Annotated in this window: 24 protein-coding genes; all 24 read left to right on the plus strand. The window is 45.9% G+C overall.

The window, feature by feature from the left end; genetic code table 11:
- The first annotated feature begins 100 nt into the window (after positions 1 to 100).
- The 24 genes from M1E03_RS07970 (at position 101) to M1E03_RS08085 (ending at position 23,691) form a co-directional block, all read left to right on the plus strand.
- Entirely contained in the window at positions 101 to 1,420 is a 1,320-nt protein-coding gene (locus M1E03_RS07970; RefSeq protein WP_020452250.1) for an NfeD family protein, read from the plus strand.
- 23 nt (positions 1,421 to 1,443) lie between these two features.
- Positions 1,444 to 2,436 (plus strand): flotillin-like protein FloA, encoded by a 993-nt coding sequence (floA, locus tag M1E03_RS07975; RefSeq protein WP_020452249.1) that lies wholly within the window; start codon positions 1,444 to 1,446, stop codon positions 2,434 to 2,436.
- Between the two features lie 29 nt (positions 2,437 to 2,465).
- On the plus strand, positions 2,466 to 2,918 hold the full coding sequence (locus M1E03_RS07980; protein ID WP_020452248.1) for a hypothetical protein: 453 nt from the start codon (positions 2,466 to 2,468) through the stop codon (positions 2,916 to 2,918).
- Between the two features lie 55 nt (positions 2,919 to 2,973).
- On the plus strand, positions 2,974 to 3,255 hold the full coding sequence (gene yqfC / locus M1E03_RS07985) for a sporulation protein YqfC (RefSeq protein WP_020452247.1): 282 nt from the start codon (positions 2,974 to 2,976) through the stop codon (positions 3,253 to 3,255).
- A gap of 17 nt (positions 3,256 to 3,272) precedes the next feature.
- Complete coding sequence (gene yqfD, locus M1E03_RS07990) at positions 3,273 to 4,469, plus strand: sporulation protein YqfD (protein ID WP_145685673.1); 1,197 nt, start codon at positions 3,273 to 3,275, stop codon at positions 4,467 to 4,469.
- Complete coding sequence (locus M1E03_RS07995; protein ID WP_017474322.1) at positions 4,466 to 5,425, plus strand: PhoH family protein; 960 nt, start codon at positions 4,466 to 4,468, stop codon at positions 5,423 to 5,425. The genes yqfD and M1E03_RS07995 overlap by 4 nt, the downstream gene beginning before the upstream one ends.
- Positions 5,426 to 5,589: 164 nt before the next feature.
- On the plus strand, positions 5,590 to 7,644 hold the full coding sequence (locus M1E03_RS08000; RefSeq protein ID WP_229078648.1) for an HD family phosphohydrolase: 2,055 nt from the start codon (positions 5,590 to 5,592) through the stop codon (positions 7,642 to 7,644).
- A complete protein-coding gene (ybeY, locus tag M1E03_RS08005; RefSeq protein ID WP_020452244.1) occupies positions 7,641 to 8,117 on the plus strand; it encodes an rRNA maturation RNase YbeY in 477 nt (158 codons plus the stop codon). Before M1E03_RS08000 ends, ybeY begins: the two co-directional genes overlap by 4 nt.
- Entirely contained in the window at positions 8,095 to 8,475 is a 381-nt protein-coding gene (locus tag M1E03_RS08010; protein ID WP_020452243.1) for a diacylglycerol kinase family protein, read from the plus strand. The genes ybeY and M1E03_RS08010 overlap by 23 nt, the downstream gene beginning before the upstream one ends.
- 132 nt (positions 8,476 to 8,607) lie before the next feature.
- Positions 8,608 to 9,018, plus strand: a complete 411-nt coding sequence (locus tag M1E03_RS08015; RefSeq protein WP_020452242.1) for a cytidine deaminase — start codon at positions 8,608 to 8,610, stop codon at positions 9,016 to 9,018.
- Positions 8,999 to 9,904 (plus strand): GTPase Era, encoded by a 906-nt coding sequence (gene era, locus M1E03_RS08020; RefSeq protein ID WP_023855242.1) that lies wholly within the window; start codon positions 8,999 to 9,001, stop codon positions 9,902 to 9,904. The genes M1E03_RS08015 and era overlap by 20 nt, the downstream gene beginning before the upstream one ends.
- 161 nt (positions 9,905 to 10,065) lie before the next feature.
- Positions 10,066 to 10,209, plus strand: a complete 144-nt coding sequence (locus M1E03_RS08025) for a YqzL family protein (RefSeq protein ID WP_003183626.1) — start codon at positions 10,066 to 10,068, stop codon at positions 10,207 to 10,209.
- Between the two features lie 37 nt (positions 10,210 to 10,246).
- Complete coding sequence (gene recO, locus M1E03_RS08030; RefSeq protein ID WP_020452240.1) at positions 10,247 to 11,017, plus strand: DNA repair protein RecO; 771 nt, start codon at positions 10,247 to 10,249, stop codon at positions 11,015 to 11,017.
- Positions 11,018 to 11,348: 331 nt separating this feature from the next.
- Positions 11,349 to 12,236, plus strand: coding sequence for a glycine--tRNA ligase subunit alpha (gene glyQ, locus M1E03_RS08035; RefSeq protein WP_020452239.1), 888 nt, complete (start codon positions 11,349 to 11,351; stop codon positions 12,234 to 12,236).
- Positions 12,229 to 14,268: a glycine--tRNA ligase subunit beta gene (gene glyS, locus M1E03_RS08040; protein WP_105981085.1), complete on the plus strand. Its 2,040-nt coding sequence runs from the start codon at positions 12,229 to 12,231 to the stop codon at positions 14,266 to 14,268. Before glyQ ends, glyS begins: the two co-directional genes overlap by 8 nt.
- 197 nt (positions 14,269 to 14,465) lie before the next feature.
- Positions 14,466 to 15,104 (plus strand): helix-turn-helix transcriptional regulator, encoded by a 639-nt coding sequence (locus tag M1E03_RS08045; RefSeq protein WP_025804968.1) that lies wholly within the window; start codon positions 14,466 to 14,468, stop codon positions 15,102 to 15,104.
- A 25-nt stretch (positions 15,105 to 15,129) separates the two neighbouring features.
- A complete protein-coding gene (locus M1E03_RS08050) occupies positions 15,130 to 15,942 on the plus strand; it encodes a pyruvate, water dikinase regulatory protein (protein ID WP_023855239.1) in 813 nt (270 codons plus the stop codon).
- Positions 15,943 to 16,206: 264 nt separating this feature from the next.
- The gene (locus M1E03_RS08055; RefSeq protein ID WP_023855238.1) at positions 16,207 to 16,698 is read left to right on the plus strand and encodes a YaiI/YqxD family protein; all 492 of its coding nucleotides are present in this window, start codon (positions 16,207 to 16,209) and stop codon (positions 16,696 to 16,698) included.
- Between the two features lie 32 nt (positions 16,699 to 16,730).
- Positions 16,731 to 18,554 (plus strand): DNA primase, encoded by a 1,824-nt coding sequence (gene dnaG, locus M1E03_RS08060; protein ID WP_023855237.1) that lies wholly within the window; start codon positions 16,731 to 16,733, stop codon positions 18,552 to 18,554.
- Positions 18,555 to 18,760: 206 nt separating this feature from the next.
- Complete coding sequence (rpoD, locus tag M1E03_RS08065; protein ID WP_020452234.1) at positions 18,761 to 19,882, plus strand: RNA polymerase sigma factor RpoD; 1,122 nt, start codon at positions 18,761 to 18,763, stop codon at positions 19,880 to 19,882.
- A 355-nt stretch (positions 19,883 to 20,237) separates the two neighbouring features.
- The gene (gene cccA, locus M1E03_RS08070; protein WP_020452233.1) at positions 20,238 to 20,597 is read left to right on the plus strand and encodes a cytochrome c550; all 360 of its coding nucleotides are present in this window, start codon (positions 20,238 to 20,240) and stop codon (positions 20,595 to 20,597) included.
- A 358-nt stretch (positions 20,598 to 20,955) separates the two neighbouring features.
- Positions 20,956 to 21,390, plus strand: a complete 435-nt coding sequence (locus tag M1E03_RS08075; RefSeq protein ID WP_456283340.1) for a YwqH-like family protein — start codon at positions 20,956 to 20,958, stop codon at positions 21,388 to 21,390.
- The gene (locus M1E03_RS08080) at positions 21,390 to 21,653 is read left to right on the plus strand and encodes a YwqI/YxiC family protein (RefSeq protein ID WP_025811144.1); all 264 of its coding nucleotides are present in this window, start codon (positions 21,390 to 21,392) and stop codon (positions 21,651 to 21,653) included. The genes M1E03_RS08075 and M1E03_RS08080 overlap by 1 nt, the downstream gene beginning before the upstream one ends.
- Before the next feature lie 25 nt (positions 21,654 to 21,678).
- Complete coding sequence (locus M1E03_RS08085) at positions 21,679 to 23,691, plus strand: ribonuclease YeeF family protein (RefSeq protein ID WP_458110741.1); 2,013 nt, start codon at positions 21,679 to 21,681, stop codon at positions 23,689 to 23,691.
- The last annotated feature ends 5 nt before the right edge of the window (positions 23,692 to 23,696 follow it).

Genomic DNA, 23,696 nt, shown 5'->3' on the forward strand with positions numbered 1-23,696 from the left:
GTGTTCATACAATAGAAAAGTAGTAGAAAGATGAAACCTTTGCTACATTTATAACGTATGTAATGTTAATGATAATAGGGGAAGGAGGTCTCAGACATCGTTGCTGCTGAAAAAATTTAGAATTTTTGTTGCTCTGGCCAGCGGTTTTGTTTTATTCTTATTACTAGGCGTTCATTTGACCGTGAAAGCGGATGGAGATACAGTGTATGTCATTCCGATCGAAGAAACGGTTGAAAAAGGGCTTTCAAAATTTCTTGAGCGTTCTTTTCAAGAAGCGGAAGATATGAATGCCAAACATATCATACTCGATATCAATACCCCCGGCGGAGCGGTCGACGCAGTCCTTGACATGGCTGATACGATACATAACTCCGACATTCCGGTGACCGCTTATGTGAATAGAAGGGCTCTGTCCGCAGGCGCTTACCTCGCCTTGAATGCAGACGATATTTATATGGCGCCCGGCGGGAAAATGGGAGCTGCCGCGATCATTGACACGCAGGGAAATGCCGCTGATAAAAAGTCGGAATCTCTGTGGCTCGCTGAAATGGAAGACGCAGCCAAAAAAAACGGACGTGATCCGAAATACGCTCTCGCGATGGCCGATGCGGATGTCGATGCTAAAGAAGTTGGGGCGCCGAAGGGCGAGCTGCTCACATTAAGCCCTGACAAAGCGCTGGAAGTCGGCTATTCCGAAGGCACAGTTTCGAGCCTTGATGATCTTTTGAAAAAGCTGAACTTGAAGGATGCCAAAATCGAGCGTTCCGAGGTGAGCTTCGCCGAAAAGGTGGCCCGGTTCATCACGCATCCGGTCGTGATTCCGATTCTCCTTTCAATCGGAAGTCTCGGGCTGATTGTCGAGCTTTATTCGCCTGGTTTTGGGATCCCCGGCTTTATGGGACTCTCTGCGCTGCTGCTCTTTTTCTACGGTCATCTCGTCGCCGGGCTTGCCGGAATGGAAACGATCCTTCTGTTTGCAGCAGGCATTATTTTAATCATTTTAGAGATTTTTTTGCCGGGCGGAATAGCAGGGATTGCCGGCCTGATCGCGATTGTTGCGAGCCTCTTTTTAGCATCGGGAAGCTTTAAGGTCATGGCCGTCTCCATTTTGATTGCAACTGCTGTTTCTATAGCGGCATCCATTCTATTAACAAGGGTGTTGGGGAAGCGTATGAAATTTTTTAAAAAATTGATCTTAACCGACTCGACAAGCACGGAAAGCGGATATGTGTCAAATGAAAGCCGGCGCGATTTAATTGGTAAAACCGGCGTCACGTTTACACCGCTCAGACCGTCCGGAACGGTCATCATCGGCGATGAACGGCTTGATGTCGTATCTGAAGGCTCGTTCACCGCGAAGGACAAGAAAGTGAAAGTGGTTAAAGTGGAAGGCTCACGCATTGTTGTGAGAGAATTATAAATTATATTATTAGGAGGAATATTATGGATCCGTCAACACTGTTTCTTTTGCTTATTATAGCAGCCGGAATCATCTTACTAGCTGTCTTCTTTACATTCGTCCCGGTCATGCTGTGGATCTCGGCTTTGGCCGCTGGTGTTAAAATCAGCATTTTCACACTGATCGGAATGAGGCTCCGCCGCGTCATTCCAAACCGCGTGGTGAACCCGCTGATCAAAGCGCATAAAGCGGGACTTGATGTTACTATCAATCAGCTTGAAAGCCACTATCTTGCAGGGGGGAATGTTGACCGGGTTGTCAACGCGCTTATCGCTGCCCAGCGTGCAAACATTGAACTCACATTCGCCAGATGTGCGGCCATCGATTTAGCGGGCCGTGACGTGCTTGAAGCCGTTCAAATGAGCGTTAATCCGAAAGTCATCGAAACGCCGTTTATTGCCGGTGTAGCAATGGATGGTATCGAAGTGAAAGCAAAAGCGAGAATCACGGTTCGCGCAAACATCGACCGCCTTGTCGGGGGAGCGGGAGAAGAAACAATCATTGCCCGTGTCGGCGAAGGGATCGTTTCGACAATCGGTTCCTCCGATAATCATAAAAAAGTGCTTGAGAACCCGGATATGATTTCACAAACCGTCTTGAGCAAAGGATTGGATTCAGGCACAGCGTTTGAAATTCTATCGATCGATATTGCTGACGTTGACATCGGCAAAAACATCGGAGCGATTCTGCAGACCGACCAGGCTGAAGCCGATAAAAACATCGCCCAGGCGAAAGCAGAAGAACGCCGCGCCATGGCGGTTGCGCAAGAACAGGAAATGCGCGCCCGCGTCGAAGAAATGCGTGCTAAAGTCGTCGAGGCAGAAGCCGAAGTGCCGCTTGCGATGTCTGAAGCTCTCCGCAGCGGAAAGATCGGAGTCATGGACTACCTCAATATGAAAAACATCGACGCCGACACAGACATGCGCGATTCTTTCGGAAAGATGACGAAAGACCAAAATGAAGAGGATCATAAATAAACAAGCCCCTGTAAAAAGGAGGGAGCTCATTGCTTGATATCCTGTTCGACAATCCGATTATCATGGCGGCCATCATCGCAGCCATCTCCTTCATATTCAACAAGCTCGGAAAAAATGATGAAAATGAAGAAACCAAGCGAAAACCGGTGCCTGAACGGCCGAAAACGCAGACGACGCCGAAGCAGACGGCACAGCGCCAGCCGGCAGAAAACAAACAACAACGGCCTGCAGCAGCAGCGGCTGCTGCAAAAAGCGAAGATATGGCCGCAGAACTCCGCAGAATACAAGCGGATGCCGAGCGGTCCATGCCGGCCGTTGAACGGGCCATTAAAAAGCAGAGCAGCCGGGTGGTCAACCGGAAACAAGAGCTGCTCGATATGAATAAAAACACGATTGTCCAAGGCGTTGTACTCAGCGAAGTATTCGGCCCTCCGCGGTCGAGAAAGCCGCATTACACAATGAGGCGCCGGCCTAAAATTTAAGTATTAGAACCCCCATATCACTCATACATATGAGATGAAAGGGGGTTCTTTTTTTATGGCGCAAAGAAAAAACCGCATCAAAGCGTGGCTGACAAGAACATTGGAAATTCCCCCTGATGTCATGATGGATCTTCCGAGGATCACGATGATAGGAAGACTTCACATATATATTGAAAACCACAGAGGGCTTTTGCTTTTCAGCGATACGGAAGTAAGGCTGATGCTCAAACAGGGGCAGTGCATCATTCAAGGCAAAAACTTTGTCATCAAAACGATTTTGCCTGAGGAAATTCTACTTGAAGGCACGATTGAGCTCGTACGCTATATCGATTCATAAGTCGGGGGGAAAGAATCGTGAAGAATAAATGGCTTTCTTTTTTTTCAGGAAAGATCCAGCTTGAGATAACTGGAAAGGGGATCGAGCGATTATTAAATGAATGCACCAGGCGCAGCATCCCGATGTTTAATGTTAAGAAAAAGAAAGACGCTGTCTTTCTTTATATTCCGCTTTCTGATGTACATGCCTTCCGGAGGGTCATAAGGGATTTTGACTGCAAGTGCCGCTTCGTCAGACGAAAAGGTTTCCCTTTCCTTGTGCAGAAGTCTAAACGGAATAGCGGCTTCACTATTGGAATTGCTGCTTTTTTTATCATCATGTTTTTATTGTCCAATATGCTCTGGAAAATTGACATAACAGGAGCCAATCCGGAGACAGAACATCAAATCAGACAGCACTTGAATCAAATTGGCGTCAAAAAAGGGCGCCTTCAGTTTACGATGCTGACCCCGGAAAAAATTCAGCAGGCGCTTACAAAGCGCGTCGAAAACATCACCTGGGTGGGCATTGAATTAAACGGCACGGCCCTTCACATGAAAGTGGTTGAAAAAAATGAACCTGACAAAGAAAAATATATTGGTCCGAGGCACATCGTCGCTAAAAAAGGGGCGACCATCTCGAAAATGTTCGTGGAAAAAGGCGAGCCGCTAGTCACCGTGAATCAGCACGTTGAAAAAGGGCAAATGCTTGTTTCCGGACTGATCGGGAGCGAAGAGGAAAAGCAAAAAGTCGGAGCCAAAGGGAAAATCTACGGTGAAACCTGGTACAAGTCAAAGGTAACGGTTCCTCTTGAGACATCATTTGACGTTTTTACGGGTAAAGTAAGGACAAGTCACAAGCTATCCTTCGGTTCTTTTTCTGTGCCTGTCTGGGGCTTTTCTTTTAAAAAAGAAGAGTTCTCGCGTCCGAAGACAGAAACCGAAAAACACTCGCTGCATTTAATGAATTTTACGCTTCCTGTCGCGTATGAAAAGGAACATACGAGAGAGAGCGAACAAATCAAAAGGGTGTACTCGAAAAAAGAAGCGGTCCTTGAAGGGATCGAAATGGGAAAAAGAGACATCAGGAAAAAAATCGGGAGCGACGGGAACATTATTAGTGAAAAAGTTTTGCACGAAACGAGTGAGAATGGTAAAGTTAAATTGATCATCCTTTACCAGGTTATTGAAGACATTGTTCAAACAACACCAATTGTTCAGGAGACTAAAGAATGACAGAACACTTACTTGCGATTCATCAGCAACTGGAAAGTCCGAACGAGGCTCAAGCGCTGTTTGGGAACCAGGATTCCCATTTGAAGTTAATGGAGGAAGAGCTGAACATTTCGATTGTCACGCGCGGTGAAACCGTCTATGTGACCGGAGACGAAGAAACGTTTGAAATCGTGGACAGCCTGCTTGCATCCCTCTTGAATCTCATCCGCAAAGGAATCGAGATATCAGAACGCGATGTCTTGTATGCGATCAAGATGGCGAAAAAGCAGAAGCTTGAGTTTTTTGAAAGCATGTATGAAGAGGAAATTACGAAAAACGCCAAAGGAAAACCGATCAGAGTCAAAACCATCGGTCAAAGAGAATATATCGCCGCCATGAAAAGGCACGACTTAATCTTCGGCATCGGCCCTGCAGGAACGGGGAAAACCTATTTGGCTGTCGTAAAGGCCGTTCATGAACTGAAAAACGGACGCATCAAAAAAATCATTTTGACAAGACCAGCTGTTGAAGCAGGGGAAAGCCTCGGGTTTTTGCCGGGGGATTTAAAGGAGAAAGTCGACCCTTATTTAAGACCGCTATATGACGCGCTCCATGATGTGCTCGGAACGGATCATACGGCACGGCTGCTTGAAAGAGGAACGATCGAAATCGCGCCGCTTGCTTACATGAGGGGGCGGACGCTCGACGACGCATTTGTGATTTTGGATGAAGCGCAGAATACGACACCGGCACAAATGAAAATGTTTTTGACGAGATTGGGTTTTGGTTCTAAAATGGTCATTACAGGCGACATTACGCAAATCGATTTGCCGAAGGGCGTCACATCGGGGCTTGCCGTTGCAAAAAAGATGCTCCTTGATATCGAAGGCATTTCAATTGTTGAACTGGATCAGACGGACGTGGTCAGACATCCGCTTGTCGCCCGTATTATTGAAGCATACGAAAAGTCAAAATAATTCCGAATGGCCCGATCGCCCGTTATCGGGTCATTTTTTAGTTTCCCGCGGGAAAAGAGGTGCTTTTGTTGAAAAAGAAAAAAAGAGACGGAAAGTTTCGGCCCATCCGCTTGGAAAACGGCCGCTTCCTCCCCGTCATTCTTTATGCGGCTTTATCCGCGCTAATGTTCATCCTGCTGTTTTTCCATGTGAGGCCCGAGTCCCTCGACCTCGATTTATTTTCGATCAGCGAGAATACGATCTATGCGCCGGCAACAGTCGAAGATCAAAAGGCAACGGCTAATAAAAAGCAGGAAGCGAGAGAGGAAGTTCCCGACCAGTACACCTTGAAAAAAGAGTACTCTGACAACAGGGTCGACCTTGTCTCATCAATTTTCGACATCATTAAAGAAGTGAAAAAAGAAAGCGCAGAACAAGAGAAAAAAGACAAGCAGGCCCCATCTGAAAAAGACCAGATCAAATCTGTCGAAGAAAAGCTGACTTCAGATGTGACGGACTCGCTGTCGCAGGATTCAATCAAACACCTGCTGAAGGCCAGCGACGGAGAGCTTTCCATGACACAGGATTCGGTCATCACCGCCGTCAATGACGTGATGAGCAAAGAAATCCGCGCCGGAAAGCTTGATGAAGCGAAAGAGCATGTAACGAAAGAGCTGAAGGGTAATTCGATACCTTCAAAATTAAAAAACGCCGCCGATGAAATCGGACGCTTTGCAATCATTCCCAACTATGTATACGATCCTGACAAGACGGAGCAGAAGCGTCAGGAAGCGGCTGACAGCGTGCAGCAGGTGCAGATCAAGCAGGGGCAGATACTTGTTGAGGAAAATCAGCTGATCGACAGGGAAGTCTATCGAAAGCTTGAACTGACAGGACTTTTAAGCGGAGCCAACATCTTCAAGCCTGTCGGCGGACTGCTGCTTTTAATCGCGCTTTTCATCTCAGCTTTGGTTTACTATTTCGAAAAGCAGTACAGCAGCCGGATTCCGAAAAATAAGTCGCTCATGCTGTTTTCATTGATTACAGCGATCGTTTTAATCGTCATGGAAGTGATCAGCCTGTTTCAGCAGCTTGAAATCGGCCATATCGGCTATCTCGTGCCGATTGCGATGGGCGTGATGCTCATTAAACTGCTGATCAATGAAAGGCTGGCGATCCTGTCGAGCATGATCCTTTCCATTTGCGGAAGCATGATGTTTAACCAGGGTGTGACAGGCACGTTTAACTATGGAATCGGAACGTATTTCTTGATCAGCTCGATGGCAGGTATACTGTTTTTAGGGAAGCATAATGCGAGGGCGAAAATCCTCCAGGCCGGTTTGTTTGTCTCCCTGATCAACATCGTCGTCCTGTTTACCCTGCAGCTGATTCAAAACACGGCGCAAACCGGACTTGAGATGGGGACATACCTTGTCATGGGAGCGGTGTCCGGCATCGGATCGTCAGTTCTTGTTCTCGGGCTCATGCCGTTTTTTGAAAGCGGCTTTGGGATTCTGTCCACGATGAAGCTTCTCGAGCTTTCAAACCCGAATCATCCGCTGCTCCGCAAAATTCTGACGGAAACACCCGGCACATACCATCACAGCGTTATGGTCGCGAACTTATCGGAGGCGGCATGTGAAGCTGTCGGAGCAAACGGGCTTTTGGCAAGAGTCGGAGCCTATTACCATGATATCGGCAAGACAAAGCGGCCCCAATACTTTATAGAAAACCAAATGAATATTGATAATCCGCATGACAAGCTTTCTCCGCAGCTGAGCAAAAACATCATCATTGCCCATGCGACAGACGGCGCCGATATGCTGAGGGATCATAAAATGCCGAAGGAGCTTGTCGACATCGCCGAACAGCATCACGGCACATCGCTGCTCAAGTTTTTTTACTATAAGGCGAAAGAAAAAGGCGATCAGACGACTGAAGAAGAGTTCCGCTATCCTGGCCCTAAGCCCCAGACAAAAGAGGCGGCGATCATCTCGGTGGCCGACAGTGTCGAAGCAGCCGTCCGCTCAATGCATAACCCGAATCCCGAAAGGATTGAAAAGCTGGTGCGCGGGATCATATCAGATAAGCTGCAGGACGGGCAGTTTGACGAATGCGATTTGACTTTAAAAGAGCTCAATATTATCGCGAAGACGCTCTGCGAAACGCTGAAAGGCATTTTTCATTCCCGGATCGAATATCCGGAAGCTAATCCTAAACAGAAGGTGAAACATACATGAGTTTAATTCTAGATATCACAGACGAGACCGGACGGGTCCCTGAAGACCAGCTTGCTGAAATTGAGAAAATTCTTCAATTCGCAGCGGCAGAGGAAGGCGTCGCAGACGGCGCCGAAGTTTCGGTTACGATCGTCAACAATGAAGAGATCCAAAAAATCAACAAAGAGTACAGAGGCAAAGATTATCCGACTGATGTCATTTCATTTGCCCTTGAAGAAGACGGCGAAGGAGAGATTGAAATTATCGGCGCTGACATGCCGCCCGTTCTCGGAGATATCATCATCAGCGCTGATAAAGCACGGGAACAGGCCGAAGAATACGGGCATTCACTGATGAGGGAGCTGGGTTTTCTGACGGTTCACGGCTTTTTGCACCTCCTCGGCTATGACCATATGACAGAAGAAGAGGAAAAAGAGATGTTCACTAAGCAAAAGGACATTTTGAATCGATATGGGCTCTCAAGATCCTCATAAACAAAATGAATGGCGCCGTCTGAAATGGAGTTTTTCAAACGCCTTAACAGGAATAGTCAAGACGTTCATGTCGGAGCGCAATTTTAGAATTCATTCCGGGGCCGCCATCCTTGTGATCGTCTGCGGCTTTTTCTTCAGGCTGACTCTGATCGAATGGTCCATCATCTTGATCCTGATCGGCGGAATGCTTGCCTTGGAGCTGATGAATACGGCTGTGGAGCATACGATCGATCTTTTCACAAAAGAGAACCACCCGCTTGCAAAGGCGGCAAAGGACGCGGCGGCCGGGGCGGTTTGCGTGTTTGCGGCCGTTTCGTGTATGATTGGGTTACTCATCTTTTTGTCAAAATTGTTTTGATGCCGTGCCTTTCATTGTGCGCAATTCTTACAAAAATTTTACATTTGTGATTTGGGCGTGAAAAAGAAGCCATTTTTATGTAAAATAAAAGTGTTAGCGGTACCATAACCGCTATAGGAAGGAATACACACATTGACTAAACAAGAATTGATTGCAGAAGCTTTAAAAGCAAGGGAATTTGCATATGTTCCGTATTCGAAATTCAAAGTCGGCGCTGCCCTTTTGACTGAGGACGGCAAGGTGTACAAAGGCTGCAACATTGAAAATGCTGCATACAGCCTGTGCAACTGCGCCGAGCGGACAGCGTTGTTCAAGGCTTACTCGGAAGGGGAAAAATCGTTTAAGATGCTTGCCGTCGCTGCGGATACGCCGGGTCCGGTGTCGCCGTGCGGAGCGTGCAGACAGGTGATTTCTGAACTTTGTTCACCAAACATGCCTGTCATCTTAACCAATCTGAATGGCCAAATCAAAGAAATGACGGTTCAAGAATTACTGCCAGGAGCATTTTCATCGGAGGACTTACATGACACAGGAAAGCTTTAAATCAGGATTTGTCTCCATTATCGGACGACCAAACGTAGGAAAATCTACATTTTTGAATCGCGTGATCGGCCAAAAAATCGCCATCATGAGCGACAAACCGCAAACAACAAGAAACAAAGTGCAAGGTGTGCTGACAACCGATACATCCCAGACGATTTTTATCGATACGCCGGGCATTCATAAACCGAAGCATAAATTGGGCGATTTTATGATGAAGGTGGCGCAGAACACTTTAAAGGAAGTCGACTTGATCTTGTTTATGATCAATGCGGAGGAAGGCTACGGAAAAGGCGACGAATTTATCATCGAGCGCTTAAAAGGAGTCAAGACGCCGGTATTTTTGATCGTCAACAAAATCGACCGGATTCATCCGGATGAGCTTCTTGTGCTTATCGATGAGTACAGAACCAGGTATCCGTTTCAGGAAATCGTTCCGATCTCCGCCCTTGAGGGAAATAATATCGATACGCTTTTAAAGCAAATTGAAGATTATTTGCCGGAAGGTCCGCAGTTTTACCCGAGTGACCAGGTGACCGATCATCCGGAGCGATTTATCATTTCTGAGCTGATTCGGGAAAAAGTGCTGCATCTGACAAGGGAAGAGATCCCTCACAGCATTGCGGTCTCGATCGAGTCCATTCAAGAACGGGAAAACGGTTCTGTGTATGTGAGCGCGACCATCGTCGTCGAACGCGATTCACAAAAAGGGATCGTCATCGGAAAAAGAGGCAGCCTGCTTAAAGAAATCGGCAAGCGGGCAAGAACCGATATCGAGGCGCTGCTCGGATCATCGGTGTTTTTAGAGCTGTGGGTTAAAGTGCAGAAAGACTGGCGCAACAAGATGTCTCAGCTTCGTGATTTTGGATTTAGAGAAGACGAGTATTAACGGACAGAGCTTGACCGCGGTTTAGTCGTGACAAAATCTCTCGAAATCAAAGATATATTAGAAAAAATTGTTTAACATGAAATGGAGGATACAAGGTCAAGATAATCTTAAGAATTTGGATGTTTAAAAAGCTAGTTATAAACAGAAAGGTGGGGCTTTTTATGTTGAATTTTACTTGGAATGTATTTTCACAAACAGGAAGCGTAGACACGTACCTCCTTTTTAAAGAATTGGAAAAGGAGAACCTGGAAAGACCCGAAGTACTTGAAGAAGAGCTAGCGCAAATTGACTTTCCAATTTTGTGATCATGCTTGACCCCTCCAATTTTTGGATGGTGCACATATGCTGACGAAATGTGAAGGTATCGTCCTTCGTACAAACGACTATGGTGAAACAAATAAAATCATTACGCTATTGACGAGAGAACACGGGAAAATCGGTGTGCTGGCAAGGGGCGCCAAAAAGCCGAACAGCCGCTTGTCAGCGATTTCCCAGCCGTTCCTTTATGCTTCTTTTTTATTCCGCAAATCATCCGGTCTCGGCACATTGGAGCAGGGCGAGATGATCGAAAGCATGAGGCATATACGCGAGGATCTGTTTTTAACAGCATACGCGGCCTACATCACTGAATTAATCGACAAGGGAACGGAGGAAAAGAAACCGAATCCGTTTTTATTTGAGCTGCTTCTTCAGTCGATGAGGAGGCTCGATGACGGTACAGATCCCGACATTATCGCCAACCTTATCGAAGTTAAAATGCTCAGCGTGATGGGACTGTATCCGGAGCTGGATGAATGTGTACACTGCAAAAGCAAAGACGGCACATTTCATTTTTCGATCCGCGACAACGGCTTTATCTGCCACCGCTGTTTTGCGAAAGATCCATACAGGATACCGCTGTCTCCCGCATCCGCCAGGCTGTTGAGGCTGTTTTTTTATTTTGACTTGTCAAGGCTCGGAAATGTCTCGGTTAAACAGGAGACGAAGGATGAGCTGAAAAGGGTCATACAGACGTACTATGACGAGTACTCAGGGATCTACCTGAAATCGCGGCGCTTCATGGAACAAATGGACAATATGAAAAAGATGCTGGGCGATGAAAACAAAAGTTGACAACCTCTTCATCTTTTTATAAGATCATGTCATGAAGATTGGATTCAATAATGACGTTGCGTTGACGGAAAGAAGTAATTGCGCACGGCCTCATTGAAGCGACTCCGGGGCGGTGAAAGCCGGGGATGAGAGCGTAATGAAAGGCATTCCCTGAGCAACTTTTAAAAAAGAGGCTGAGACATTTCCTCTCAGCAATTAGGGTGGAACCGCGGGAGAACTCTCGTCCCTATGTTTGTGGGCAAACAAGCATAGGGACGGGAGTTTTTTTCTGCCCAAACCAGCCCTATGCCAAAAATTAAACTTGAAAACACGTTTTATGGAGGTGCTTCATTTGAATATTCAAGAAATGATTTTGACCCTGCAAAAGCACTGGTCCAATGAAGGATGCGTACTTTTGCAGTCGTATGATGTAGAGAAGGGTGCAGGAACGATGAGTCCATATACATTTTTGCGGAGCCTTGGACCTGAACCTTGGAAAGTCGCTTATGTGGAGCCGTCAAGACGCCCTGCGGACGGAAGATACGGGGACAACCCGAACAGGCTTTATCAGCACCATCAATTCCAGGTGATCATTAAGCCGTCTCCCGACAATATTCAAGAGCTTTATTTAGATTCATTAAAAGCTCTTGGAATCGACCCTCTGGAGCATGATATCCGTTTTGTCGAGGATAACTGGGAAAATCCGTCGCTCGGCTGCGCCGGGCTTGGCTGGGAAGTGTGGCTTGACGGCATGGAAATCACCCAGTTTACCTATTTTCAGCAGGTCGGCGGGCTTGAGTGCAAACCGGTTTCTGTGGAAATCACATACGGTATTGAACGCCTTGCTTCTTATATTCAAGACAAAGAAAACGTCTTTGACCTCGAATGGACGAAAGGCTATACGATAAAAGACCTGTTCAAGATGGCTGAATACGAGCATTCCGTCTATACGTTCGAGACATCTGACGTCGACATGCTGTTCGAATTGTTTGCCACGTACGAAAAAGAAGCGAACCGTCAGATGGATCAGGGACTTGTCCATCCTGCTTATGATTATGTACTGAAATGCTCGCATACGTTCAACTTGCTTGACGCAAAAGGAGCGATTTCCGTCACGGAGCGCACAGGATATATTGCAAGGGTGAGAAATCTGGCCAGAAAAGTGGCGAAAACGTATTATGATGAACGCGAAAAGTTGGGTTTCCCAATGCTGAAGGAGGAAGAGGCTTCACATGAGTAATCAAGATTTGCTTTTAGAAATCGGATTAGAAGAAATGCCGGCGCGCTTCATGCATGACAGCATGACTCAGCTTGGTGAAAAACTGGAAAGCTGGCTCAAGGAAAAAAATATTGCCTTCGGTTCCGTCAAGCTGTATAACTCCCCTAGAAGACTGGCCGTTCTTGTCGAGAACGTGGCGGAGAAGCAGGACGATGTGACAGAAGAAGCGAAAGGACCGGCAAAGAAAATCGCCCTTGACGAAAACGGCGAATGGACAAAGGCGGCCATCGGCTTTTCACGGGGGCAAGGAGCAAGTCCGGAAGATTTGTATTTTAAAGACATCAAAGGAACGGAATATGTTTTTGTGCAAAAATTCCAAAAAGGTCAGGATACGTTTTCATTACTTCCTGAGCTCGGCGACTTGGTGACAAGCCTCCACTTTCCAAAAAACATGCGCTGGGGCAGCGAAGATTTGAAATACATCAGGCCGATTAAATGGATCGTAGCGCTGTTCGGCAGTGAAGTCGTTCCGTTTTCAGTCGCTCATGTCGAAACCGGCCGCACAACACAGGGACACCGCTTCCTCGGAAAAGCAGCCAGCTTGAGCGCACCTTCTGAATACGAAGCGGCACTTGAAAGCCAGTTTGTGATTGCCGATCCGGACAAACGGAAGCAGCTGATCGTTAAGCAGCTTGACGAACTGGCGGCTGAAAAGTCCTGGGACATTCCGAGAGACGAGGATCTGCTGGATGAGGTTACCCATCTGGTTGAATATCCAACGGTTCTGTTCGGTTCTTACGAAGAGGAATTTCTCGCAATTCCTGAAGAGGTGCTCGTGACAACGATGAAAGAGCATCAGCGCTATTTCCCTGTCAAAGATAAAAACGGCGATTTGCTTCCTTACTTTGTGACCGTCCGCAACGGAGACAGCCGCGCCCTTGAAAACGTGGCGAGAGGGAACGAAAAAGTACTGAGAGCAAGGCTTTCAGACGCCGCCTTCTTCTATAAAGAAGATCAAAAATTAAACATTGACGAGAATGTGAAAAAACTCGAAAAGATCGTTTTCCACGAAGAACTGGGATCGCTTGGAGACAAAGTAAGACGCACTGAGGCGGTTGCTGAACGGATCGCTGAAATCATCGGTGCGGATCAAGAGACGGTGCAGCTGATCAAGCGCGCTTCGCACATTTCAAAATTCGACCTTGTGACACACATGGTTTACGAATTTCCTGAGCTGCAGGGCATCATGGGTGAAAAATATGCGCGGATGCTCGGGGAGAAAGAAGAAGTGGCGCTCGCTGTCAATGAGCACTATATGCCGAGACAAGCCGGAGGGGAAACACCTTCATCAATCGTCGGCGCCGTCGTCGCATTAGCGGATAAACTCGATACGGTCGCTTCATTCTTTAAAATCGGCGTTATTCCGACAGGATCTCAGGATCCGTATGGACTAAGAAGACAGGCGAGCGGCATCGTCCAAATCCTGCTTGACCGGAACTGGGGCATTTCATTCAAAGAACTGGCTGCGTTTGCCGGACAGGAAGCAAACAGCGAACTGCTCGAATTCTTTAAACAGCGCCTCAAATACGTATTAACAGCGGAAAACATCCGCTACGATGTGGTGGATGCCGTGCTCGAAAGCTCGAACCTTGAGCCGTATTCGGCTGTCAAAAAAGCCGCTGTTCTTGAATCGGCTGCAGCAAAACCGGAATTTAAAGAAACGGCTGAAGCGCTGGCAAGGGTTATTTCGATCAGCAAAAAGAGCGAAACGAACGCCATTGACGCGTCACTGTTTGAAAACCCTCAAGAAGAGGAGCTTTTCAAAGCTTATGAGGCGTGCAGACAGCAATTAGAGACCCTTTACCAAGCAAAAGATTATGAGGGAGCCTTCAGTGAGCTGTCCAAGCTAAAAGAGCCGATCGAAGCTTATTTTGATCACACGATGGTCCATGCCGAAGATGAAAGATTAAAAGCGAACCGCCTGGCGCAAATGGCAAGCCTGGCGGAGCTGATCCGATCTTTTGCAAACATCAATGCCATCATTGTAAAATAAACACCGCAGAAGACGGTTGCTGACAAGCTGGCAATCGTCTTTTTGCTCAAATTGATTTTTCACATCCTTGTCAAATTGTGCCTGTCTTTTTCATAGAATTCAATTGTAATTGCTGTTATTTTAGTCTTCATATGCGTTATAATATGTTATCGACTTTTATACATAACGAACGAATTGTGAGCTTCGGCTTAAAGGTGGTGAGTACGATCGAACTAAATAAACGTCAGGAGCATATTTTGCAGATTGTCAAAGAGAACGGACCGATTACCGGAGAACATATCGCGGAAAAGCTGAATCTGACAAGGGCTACGCTTCGTCCGGACTTGGCGATATTGACGATGTCAGGATTTTTGGAAGCAAGGCCGCGGGTCGGTTATTTCTACACGGGAAAGACGGGCACGCAGCTCTTGGCTGATAAGCTGAAAAAGCTGCAGGTGAAAGACTTCCAGTCCATTCCGGTGGTCATTCATGAAAATGTCTCCGTTTATGATGCGATTTGCACGATGTTTTTAGAGGACGTAGGAACGCTTTTTGTCGTTGATGATAATGCCATCTTAGTCGGTGTACTTTCACGAAAAGACTTGCTCAGAGCCAGCATCGGCAAACAGGAGCTCCCTTCAATACCCGTCCATATCATTATGACGAGAATGCCGAACATTACGCTTTGCAGGCGCGACGATTTCATTTTGGACATTGCCAAGATGCTTATCGAAAAACAAATTGACGCACTGCCTGTTGTAAAAGATACAGAAAAAGGCTATGAAGTTGTGGGAAGAATTACGAAAACGAACATGACAAAAATTTTAGTCGGCTTATCTGAAAATGAAATCATGTAGAGTGAACTTCAAATGGAGGGATATCATGAGTAATCGGACGATTTATGTTGTATCAGACTCTGTCGGCGAGACCGCTGAGCTCGTAGTCAAGGCGGCTATCAGCCAGTTTAACGGTTCATCCGAGCAGACAAACATCAGGCGGATTCCTTATGTCGAAGACCGCGGAACAATAAAAGAAGTGATCTCGCTGGCAGAAGCGGACGGAGGCATCATCTGTTTTACGCTTGTTGTCCCGGAGATTCGTGATTTTTTAATCGCCGAAGCGGAAAAGGCGAATGTCGTGTATTACGATATCATCGGCCCGCTGATTGAGAAAATGGAGACGGTCTACGGCTTCAGCGCGAAATACGAGCCGGGCAGAGTCCGGCAGCTGGACGAAGATTATTTTAAGAAGGTAGAGGCCATCGAATTTGCCGTAAAATATGACGACGGCAGAGACCCAAGGGGCATCTTAAAAGCGGATATCGTGCTGATCGGCGTGTCGAGAACGTCCAAAACTCCGTTATCCCAATACTTGGCGCACAAACGGTTAAAAGTGGCAAACGTTCCGATCGTTCCTGAGGTGGATCCTCCCGAAGAGCTCTTTACCGTTGATCCGGCTAAATGCATCGGGTTAAAAATCAGCCCGGATAAGCTGAACCATATTCGCAAGGAGCGCCTGAAATCGCTCGGCCTCAACGACAAAGCGATTTACGCTAATATCAACCGCATCAAAGAAGAGCTGGAGTTCTTTGAAAAGATCGTCGGCCGCATCGGCTGCAATGTCGTAGACGTATCAAATAAAGCGGTAGAGGAAACGGCCAACATTATTCACAACATGATGACAAAAAGGGTCTAAGAATAAAACTCAGGACACCCCATCCTGGGTTTTTGCTTTGATGGTTTTGGGAAAAGTGAAAATGTTAGCATCTTTAACCCATTTGTATTATAATAAAAAATTGTGATAAAATAATTAACTTTTAGGTTTAAGCTTAGTACAGAACGAATAAACTATTATGGGTATCGTGTCAAGAATTTCCCGAAAAAAACTTTCGACAAATTCTTATAGATCGATTATTTTTGAAACCTGTGTGATTTTGCCTGTATTTATAGCAGGAGATTGATGGAGGGATGGAGAATTAGTCTTCTTGAAAAAGAAAGGACGATTTTTGTCGATGCAGACGCATGCCCGGTGAAAGATGAAGTGCTCAAAACAGCGGCGGATTTCGACGTAAAGGTCATATTCGTGGCTTCATTCGAGCATTTTCAAGTCACAAGGAAAGAAGAAGAGAATTGGACATATGTCGATCCGCATAAAGAAGCAGCCGATCTGTACATTGCCAACCATGTTCGACCAGGTGATGTCGTCGTCACACAAGATATCGGGCTGGCATCACTTTTGCTTGGCAAAAAGGTCTATGTGATGTCGGAGAGAGGCTATCTTTTCGAAGAGGACTCCATCGATCATGCTCTTTTCCGCCGTCACGTCGCACAAAAATTGAGAAGAAGCGGACGTTACACGAAAGGCCCGAAAAAACTGGTCAAGGAAGACCGAGAGCGATTTGTCAAAGAGCTGCAAAAAATCTTGTCGAAAATTGAAGGATTTACGTACTAAGCAGCGAATTATGTACGACGGAGTGTTGGAACATGGGCAATCGTATACCAGACGAAATTGTAGAACAGGTGCAAAAATCAGCTGATATCGTAGAAGTTATCGGAGAGTACGTCCAGTTGAGAAAACAGGGGCGTAATTATTTTGGGCTTTGTCCTTTTCATGGTGAGAATACGCCATCTTTTTCCGTTTCCGGAGAAAAACAGATTTTTCATTGTTTTGGCTGCGGAGCGGGAGGGAATGTTTTTTCATTTTTAAGACAAATGGAAGGTTATTCATTTACGGAGGCCGTCTCTCACCTGGCGGACAAATATCAAATAGATCTGCCGGAGCAGGTAGCGGCTGTATCAGCATACAGCACAGGCAGTTCGGATGAACAGAAAATGGCGGAAGCTCATGATCTGTTAAAGAAATTTTATCATCATTTGCTGGTCAATACAAAGGAAGGCCAGGAAGCGCTCGATTATTTGCTCGAAAGAGGCTTTGAGATGGAGCAGATCGAGCAGTTTGAAATCGGATGCGCCCTTGATTCATGGGATTTCATCACAAAGTTTTTGGAACGGAGAGGTTTTGATCTTGCGCTGATGGAAAGAGCTGGACTCATCATCAGACGCGAGAACGGTGACGGCTATTTTGACCGTTTCAGAAACAGGATTATGTTTCCGATTCATGATCATCACGGCGCAACGGTCGCTTTTTCCGGAAGGACGTTCACCGGGGAGCAGCCAAAATATATGAACAGCCCGGAAACGCCGCTTTTTCGAAAAAGCAAGCTTCTCTATCATTTCCATCAGGCCCGCCTTCACATTCGAAAAGAAGAGAGGGCCGTCCTTTTTGAAGGATTTGCCGACGTCATCTCAGCCGTCAGTTCCGGTGTGAAAGAATCGATCGCCACGATGGGCACATCGCTGACAGAAGAGCATGCGAAAATCATCAGGCGAAATGTCGGAGAGGTCATACTGTGCTATGACTCGGATCATGCCGGTTATGAAGCCACGCTGAAAGCGGCGGAGATTCTTCAGAAAAAAGGCTGCGACGTCAAGGTGGCCATGATACCTGACGGGCTGGATCCCGATGACTACATCAAAAAATTCGGAAGCGAGAAATTTAAGAATGATGTAATAGGGGCCAGCGTTACGATGATGACGTTTAAAATGAACTATTTCCGCAAGGGCAGAAACCTGTCTGATGAAGGAGACCGTTTAGCTTATATCAACGATGTACTGAAGGAAGTCAGCCTTCTCAGCGGACCTTTGGAACAGGAAATATACGTCAAGCAGCTGGCAAATGAATTTTCAATCTCATTTGAATCCTTGAAGGATCAGCTTTCCGTATTTGAAAAGCAGGCTGTAAGCCGCAGCAGGGAAAGCAGCCGTCAGGACTCAAAAGAGCGGCAGGCGGCCGTTTCGCGCGCCCCGCGGAGAAAGACAGGTCTTCGGCCGGCTCATGAGAACGCGGAGCGGATGCTCCTGGCTCACATGATTCATGACCGGGACGTCATTCGAAAGGTTTTAGACCGGGTGGGCTTTGAATTCAACCTTGATCAGCACCGCGCGATTGCCGCTTATTTGTACGCCATGTATGAAGAAGGAGCGGACATTTCCATCCAGGAGCTCTTTAAGAGAGTTGAGGATCAGGAACTCGGTCAGCTTCTGACAGATATCTTAATGCTTCAGGTGAACGAAGAATTAAGTGAAGCGGAATTATCTGATTATGTAAAAAAAGTGTTGAATTATCGAAATTGGTCAATGATAAAAGAAAAAGAAGCTGCAAGGGCGGAAGCCGAGAGGCAAAAAGACTTCATCAAAGCGGCAACTTTGGCACAGGAAATTGTTAAGCTGAACCGTTCGCTGAAATAAACCGTTATATATAATAGGAAAAGCTTTTGGCAATGAATCCTAACGGAGGAGCAAAAGCTGCTTGTCCTAATCATATATTGTCAATTTATGATTTGCTTTCCCGTGAAGCCCTAGATGAGAGAGAAGGCTTTATTCGTGAAATAGGAACAAAAAAAGCGGGATGCTTTTAGAATTCGTCTGTAAGTTTTGGAAGGAGGGATCCATGAATGGCTGATAAACAAGCACACGAGACCGAAACTGAATTCACATTTGAACAGGTGAGGGATCAATTAACAGAAGCCGGAAAAAAGCGCGGAGTGCTCACATATGAAGAAATTGCAGAGCGCATGTCCAGCTTCGAGATCGAATCAGACCAAATGGATGAGTATTATGAATTTTTAGGAGAACAAGGCGTTGAATTAATTAGCGAGAACGAAGAAAATGAGGATCCTAATATTCAACAGCTGGCCAAGGCCGAAGAAGAATTTGACCTTAACGATTTAAGCGTGCCTCCGGGCGTTAAGATAAACGACCCTGTCCGCATGTATCTGAAAGAAATCGGACGGGTAAACCTTTTGTCTGCAAAAGAAGAAATCGAATACGCGAAAAAAATCGAAGAAGGCGACGAAGAGTCGAAGCGCCGGCTGGCTGAAGCCAACTTGAGACTTGTCGTCAGCATCGCAAAACGGTATGTCGGCCGCGGAATGCTTTTCCTTGACCTTATTCAGGAAGGAAACATGGGCCTGATGAAGGCGGTAGAAAAGTTTGACTACCGCAAAGGATACAAATTCAGCACATACGCGACATGGTGGATCAGACAGGCGATTACAAGAGCGATTGCCGACCAGGCGAGAACGATCAGGATTCCTGTTCATATGGTTGAAACCATCAACAAACTGATTCGTGTTCAAAGGCAGCTCCTTCAGGATCTCGGCCGCGAGCCAACGCCTGAAGAGATTGCGGAAGATATGGATCTGACGCCTGAAAAAGTCCGTGAAATTCTAAAGATCGCCCAGGAACCGGTTTCACTCGAGACTCCGATCGGTGAAGAGGACGATTCACATCTGGGAGACTTCATTGAGGATCAGGAAGCGACTTCTCCGTCAGATCATGCAGCATATGAATTGCTGAAAGAACAGCTTGAAGATGTACTGGATACATTGACAGACCGTGAAGAAAATGTGCTCCGCCTTCGCTTCGGCCTTGATGATGGTCGTACAAGAACATTAGAAGAAGTTGGTAAGGTATTTGGGGTAACAAGAGAACGAATTCGTCAAATAGAAGCTAAAGCACTTCGTAAATTAAGACATCCAAGCAGAAGCAAACGCTTGAAAGATTTTCTCGAATAAACTTGAACGGGTCAGGAGATCCGTTCTTTTTTTCACGACAGAATGAAAGCGCTATTATTGGTAACCCGATTATATTTTACTTAATTTCTTTCGAATTTGCAAATATCCAAAAGTGCATTTTGAGTCATTATAACCTTGAGATCGAAGGAAAAGCCCTTTATAATTATTGTTGTAACCGTATTCAAAAACTGGTCTTTAAATGGAAAATGAACAATTGCTTCATCATCCGTTATTTTGTCTAAAATGTGAACTTCATCAGCTTTTGTTTCATAATTGGTTTACTTTTTGTAAAATTAAAGTAGAATTAGAATTGTTTACATAAGGGGCAGGGGTAAATTAAAAAGGGGGATGTAAAATGAACCGCAATCCATTGATACCATTTTTATTAATCGCCATTATGGGCATAGGACTGGTTTTTATCTTATCCATAAAAGGCCTTTATGACGAAAAAGAAATTGCAGGCGAAGGGAATAAAACAGCTCAAGAAGACAAAGCGGATGCCTCGCCTGAAGAAATTTACAAAGCGAACTGTGTAACCTGCCACGGCGAGAATTATGAAGGTGTATCAGGACCTAAACTGAAGGGCGTCGGGGACCGGATGGATACAGGTGCGATTAAAGAAAAGATTGAAAAAGGCGGTAACGGAATGCCGGGAGGACTGGTTCCGGCGGAAAAGCTTGATGATATGGCAAAATGGGTGTCGGAGATTAAATAGGTTAAAACCGTTTCATCACCAAAAGGATTCGCAATGAAAGCTTTGATAAGAGCTTTTGTGCGAATCCTTTTTCTGTTTTCGGTAAATGGGTGATCTTGCTTGACGAGGAGTCACCTCGAAAGGGTGATTTGAACTGTTTCAGCATCCGTGATTTCGTCCTTTATGACGGTGCGGCGTCTATCGGTAATAGGTCTTTATTACTTTTTCTGAAGACTGAACTCATCTTTGCAAGGGAAAAAATAAGCATTCCACCCTATTTAAGTAAGATTGCATCTATTTTACTATTATATAAATGGAGAAAATGCAGCGGATGCACTGGTGACATCCGTCTATTTGAGTATTTCTTGAGGTGAATCATATGAGTCATGAGAGCACATTGAATCATATCCACAGCACGATTAACCAAAAGCTGGCTGATGTAGAAAGCCGGATTGAACGAGTCAAAACAGCCAAAAAGGAGATTGAGAAAGAACACGAAACCGGGATAGTCGAGATCAGACAAATCTTGCACCCTCACCTGAACAGCCACTGGACGGGGGACTTCGCCAATGATTTTGATGACGAACGGGATGAAGCTCATACATCAATGTACAACATCGTGAACGGAAAGTACGAAGGCTATATTTCACAGCTGGAGAGAAAAATTTTCGCGCTGGAAATTGAAAAACACAGCCTTGAATTGGCGGGAGCGGCAGCTAAAGAGGCGGATCATTTGCTTTCTCTCGGAGAAAAAGCGATTGATCAGTTGAGCGATAAACTCCGCTCAATCAAAAACAGTTGGAGCTGGTTTTAATGACGACAATCAAGCTGAAACATGAAGCGGTCATCAAAAAGCTGGAGGCCGTAAGAGAGGCGCTCGATGCCCTAGACCTGCCAAATCCTCCGAAAGCTGCGGGGAAAAATAAATTGACATATGTGACAAAGTGCCACGAACGCGAGCAGAACATACATCAGATGGTGGCCGATTACAAAAAAGCCGTACACAAAAACATAAAGGATACGAAGGAAAATGTCGATTTGCTGAAAGAGCAGGACAAAGCAATCGCCAGAAAATAGCCCTTAGGTTAGAGAGGACAATTCAATGAAAGTATTTGAAGCGCATTCTTTAATTGAAGCAGCGAATAACCGCAAGAAACAATACGAAACCTTTGAGGATCAACTGCAAACGCTCAAAAAAGCGTTTCTTGGCGTCGCTGATTTAGGTGAAGATTTTCAGGGGAAAGGTGCGGACAACATTAAAGACTTCTACAAAGGACAGGCAGAGATTGTAGACAGTTGGTTAAAGCTTGTTGAAGCGCAGATTGCTTTTTTTAAAGGTGTATCAGGTGATATAAAGGACAAAAAGCTGTCCGATTCTTATGTGGAAATCTCTTTTTTGGATCATGAACTGAAAAACGCTGATTTGAAAGCGACGGAAATCGTCTCGGGGCTCAAGTTGGAAATGGATAAAATCATCGCGAGTATCAGCGATATCGTTGACTTGGACAATTGGACGCTCGATGACTATATTGATAAAATGTCTAAAGCGCAAACAACTCGGCAAAACACCATCGACGCCGTTAATCAGCTGGATGAATCGCTCAAGACCGAATACACAAACTTACAAGCGCTCGACAGCGCCGTGCTCGGCAAATATTCCGGGCTAATGGAAGCTACAAGCCACGGAAAAACCGCCTCGCCGATGTATTTTAGCTTGAAATCGTTCCACTCAAGCGAGATCTATAAAAATACGATAGACGTCGAAAATCAAGCCGCCAATTATATTGAATTCAAAAATGAACAGGCAGAAGCGCGCAGGCTTCAGGAAAAACAAGAAGAAGAAGCGAACAAGCCTTGGTATTTAAAAGCGCTCGACGCAGCCGGAACATTTGTCGGAGAAGTCAGCGGGTATTATGATTATAAGAGAGCCGCTGACGGCGTCGACCCGGTCACAGGAGAAAAGCTGACAGACGGCCAGCGTGTCGCCGCCGGAGCAATGGCGGCAGCAGGATTTATTCCGATCGTAGGGTGGGCAGGCCGAGCCTTCAAAGGCGGCAAAGCCATTTATAAAACAGGAAAAGGACTCATCGCCGCTGAACACGCGCTTGACGCTTACAAAGCCTCAAAAACGTTGAACGTCTTGAAAATGACGGAAATGGGCGCCTACGGCCTTGTCGCTTCAAATGGGTTCTCAGAAGCCGTCACGGGCAAGGACATGTTTGGAAACAAAGTTTCTGAGGAGAGGCGGAAACAAGGCCTGATCGAAGCAGCCTTGAGTCTCGTCGGTGCAGGTGCTGTCGCAAAAACGGCAAACCACGGCGCTCAAACATTGGCCAAAACGGCCGGCAAAAACATTCCGCTCGCGAAATCGCCAAAAGCGGCGCTGGTACAAAAAGGAAACAACATCCTTGAAAAGGTGAAATCCTTCCAAGTTCCGACAAACGTCCGCGTCTACGTCGAACAGCCGGCCTCCACAACAGGCCACCGCATCGGCACCCCAATTGTCCGCGTGAATGTTGAGAAAACGCCGGTGAAAGAGCTTGGGATTGTGAAGATGGTGAGTGGTGGGGGGAACGTCAGTAAGGGAGCCAATAGGATTGGGAGTAAAATAGATGTTGGAAAAGCTGATTTAGATGTTCTACGCCAAAAATGGAATGTTCCTAAAACTGACACTGTTGCGGTTGGAAAGACAGATGTGGAAGGTTTGGAAAATTTAGTGTTTGAGGGTGGATCGCCTAAAGTCAGAAAAGAAGCCGGGCTTCCTGATTTAGACTCAGTAATGCCAGATAGACCTATCAAATCTCCAGGAAAAATCGCAAGTGCAACAAGACATGCTGAAGAAGGCGTGTTAAATGACTTTATAAGCAAAGTAGAAGCTTTAGGAAAAAATCCTGCTGAAATAACAGGAACATTAAAAATTCACCAATCTAATCCTAAAGGGGTTTGTCCAACCTGTATTCAAGGGCTAAATAATCCGAATGTGCCAGCTGGAGTATTTAAGCAGTTTAGTGAGATGTTTCCTAATCTGACGATAGAAGTAACTTCTGAGACTATTCAAGGAATCAAGCCGAACGGAAGATTGAATTTAGTTATTAAAAATGGTGAATATATTTAATTGAG

Source organism: Bacillus sp. PK6-013 (genome assembly GCF_054161445.1).

Coding starts and splice junctions, on each gene's coding strand:
- recO (WP_020452240.1), top strand. CDS start 10,247: ATGCTGACGAAATGTGAAGGTATCGTCCTTCGTACAAACGACTATGGT.
- M1E03_RS07995 (WP_017474322.1), top strand. CDS start 4,466: ATGACAGAACACTTACTTGCGATTCATCAGCAACTGGAAAGTCCGAAC.
- M1E03_RS08010 (WP_020452243.1), top strand. CDS start 8,095: ATGGGCTCTCAAGATCCTCATAAACAAAATGAATGGCGCCGTCTGAAA.
- era (WP_023855242.1), top strand. CDS start 8,999: ATGACACAGGAAAGCTTTAAATCAGGATTTGTCTCCATTATCGGACGA.
- M1E03_RS08085 (WP_458110741.1), top strand. CDS start 21,679: ATGAAAGTATTTGAAGCGCATTCTTTAATTGAAGCAGCGAATAACCGC.
- rpoD (WP_020452234.1), top strand. CDS start 18,761: ATGGCTGATAAACAAGCACACGAGACCGAAACTGAATTCACATTTGAA.
- M1E03_RS08080 (WP_025811144.1), top strand. CDS start 21,390: ATGACGACAATCAAGCTGAAACATGAAGCGGTCATCAAAAAGCTGGAG.
- yqfC (WP_020452247.1), top strand. CDS start 2,974: ATGGCGCAAAGAAAAAACCGCATCAAAGCGTGGCTGACAAGAACATTG.
- dnaG (WP_023855237.1), top strand. CDS start 16,731: ATGGGCAATCGTATACCAGACGAAATTGTAGAACAGGTGCAAAAATCA.
- ybeY (WP_020452244.1), top strand. CDS start 7,641: ATGAGTTTAATTCTAGATATCACAGACGAGACCGGACGGGTCCCTGAA.
- M1E03_RS08025 (WP_003183626.1), top strand. CDS start 10,066: ATGTTGAATTTTACTTGGAATGTATTTTCACAAACAGGAAGCGTAGAC.
- M1E03_RS08075 (WP_456283340.1), top strand. CDS start 20,956: ATGAGTCATGAGAGCACATTGAATCATATCCACAGCACGATTAACCAA.
- glyS (WP_105981085.1), top strand. CDS start 12,229: ATGAGTAATCAAGATTTGCTTTTAGAAATCGGATTAGAAGAAATGCCG.
- M1E03_RS08050 (WP_023855239.1), top strand. CDS start 15,130: ATGAGTAATCGGACGATTTATGTTGTATCAGACTCTGTCGGCGAGACC.
- cccA (WP_020452233.1), top strand. CDS start 20,238: ATGAACCGCAATCCATTGATACCATTTTTATTAATCGCCATTATGGGC.
- M1E03_RS08055 (WP_023855238.1), top strand. CDS start 16,207: ATGGAGGGATGGAGAATTAGTCTTCTTGAAAAAGAAAGGACGATTTTT.
- floA (WP_020452249.1), top strand. CDS start 1,444: ATGGATCCGTCAACACTGTTTCTTTTGCTTATTATAGCAGCCGGAATC.
- M1E03_RS08000 (WP_229078648.1), top strand. CDS start 5,590: ATGTTCATCCTGCTGTTTTTCCATGTGAGGCCCGAGTCCCTCGACCTC.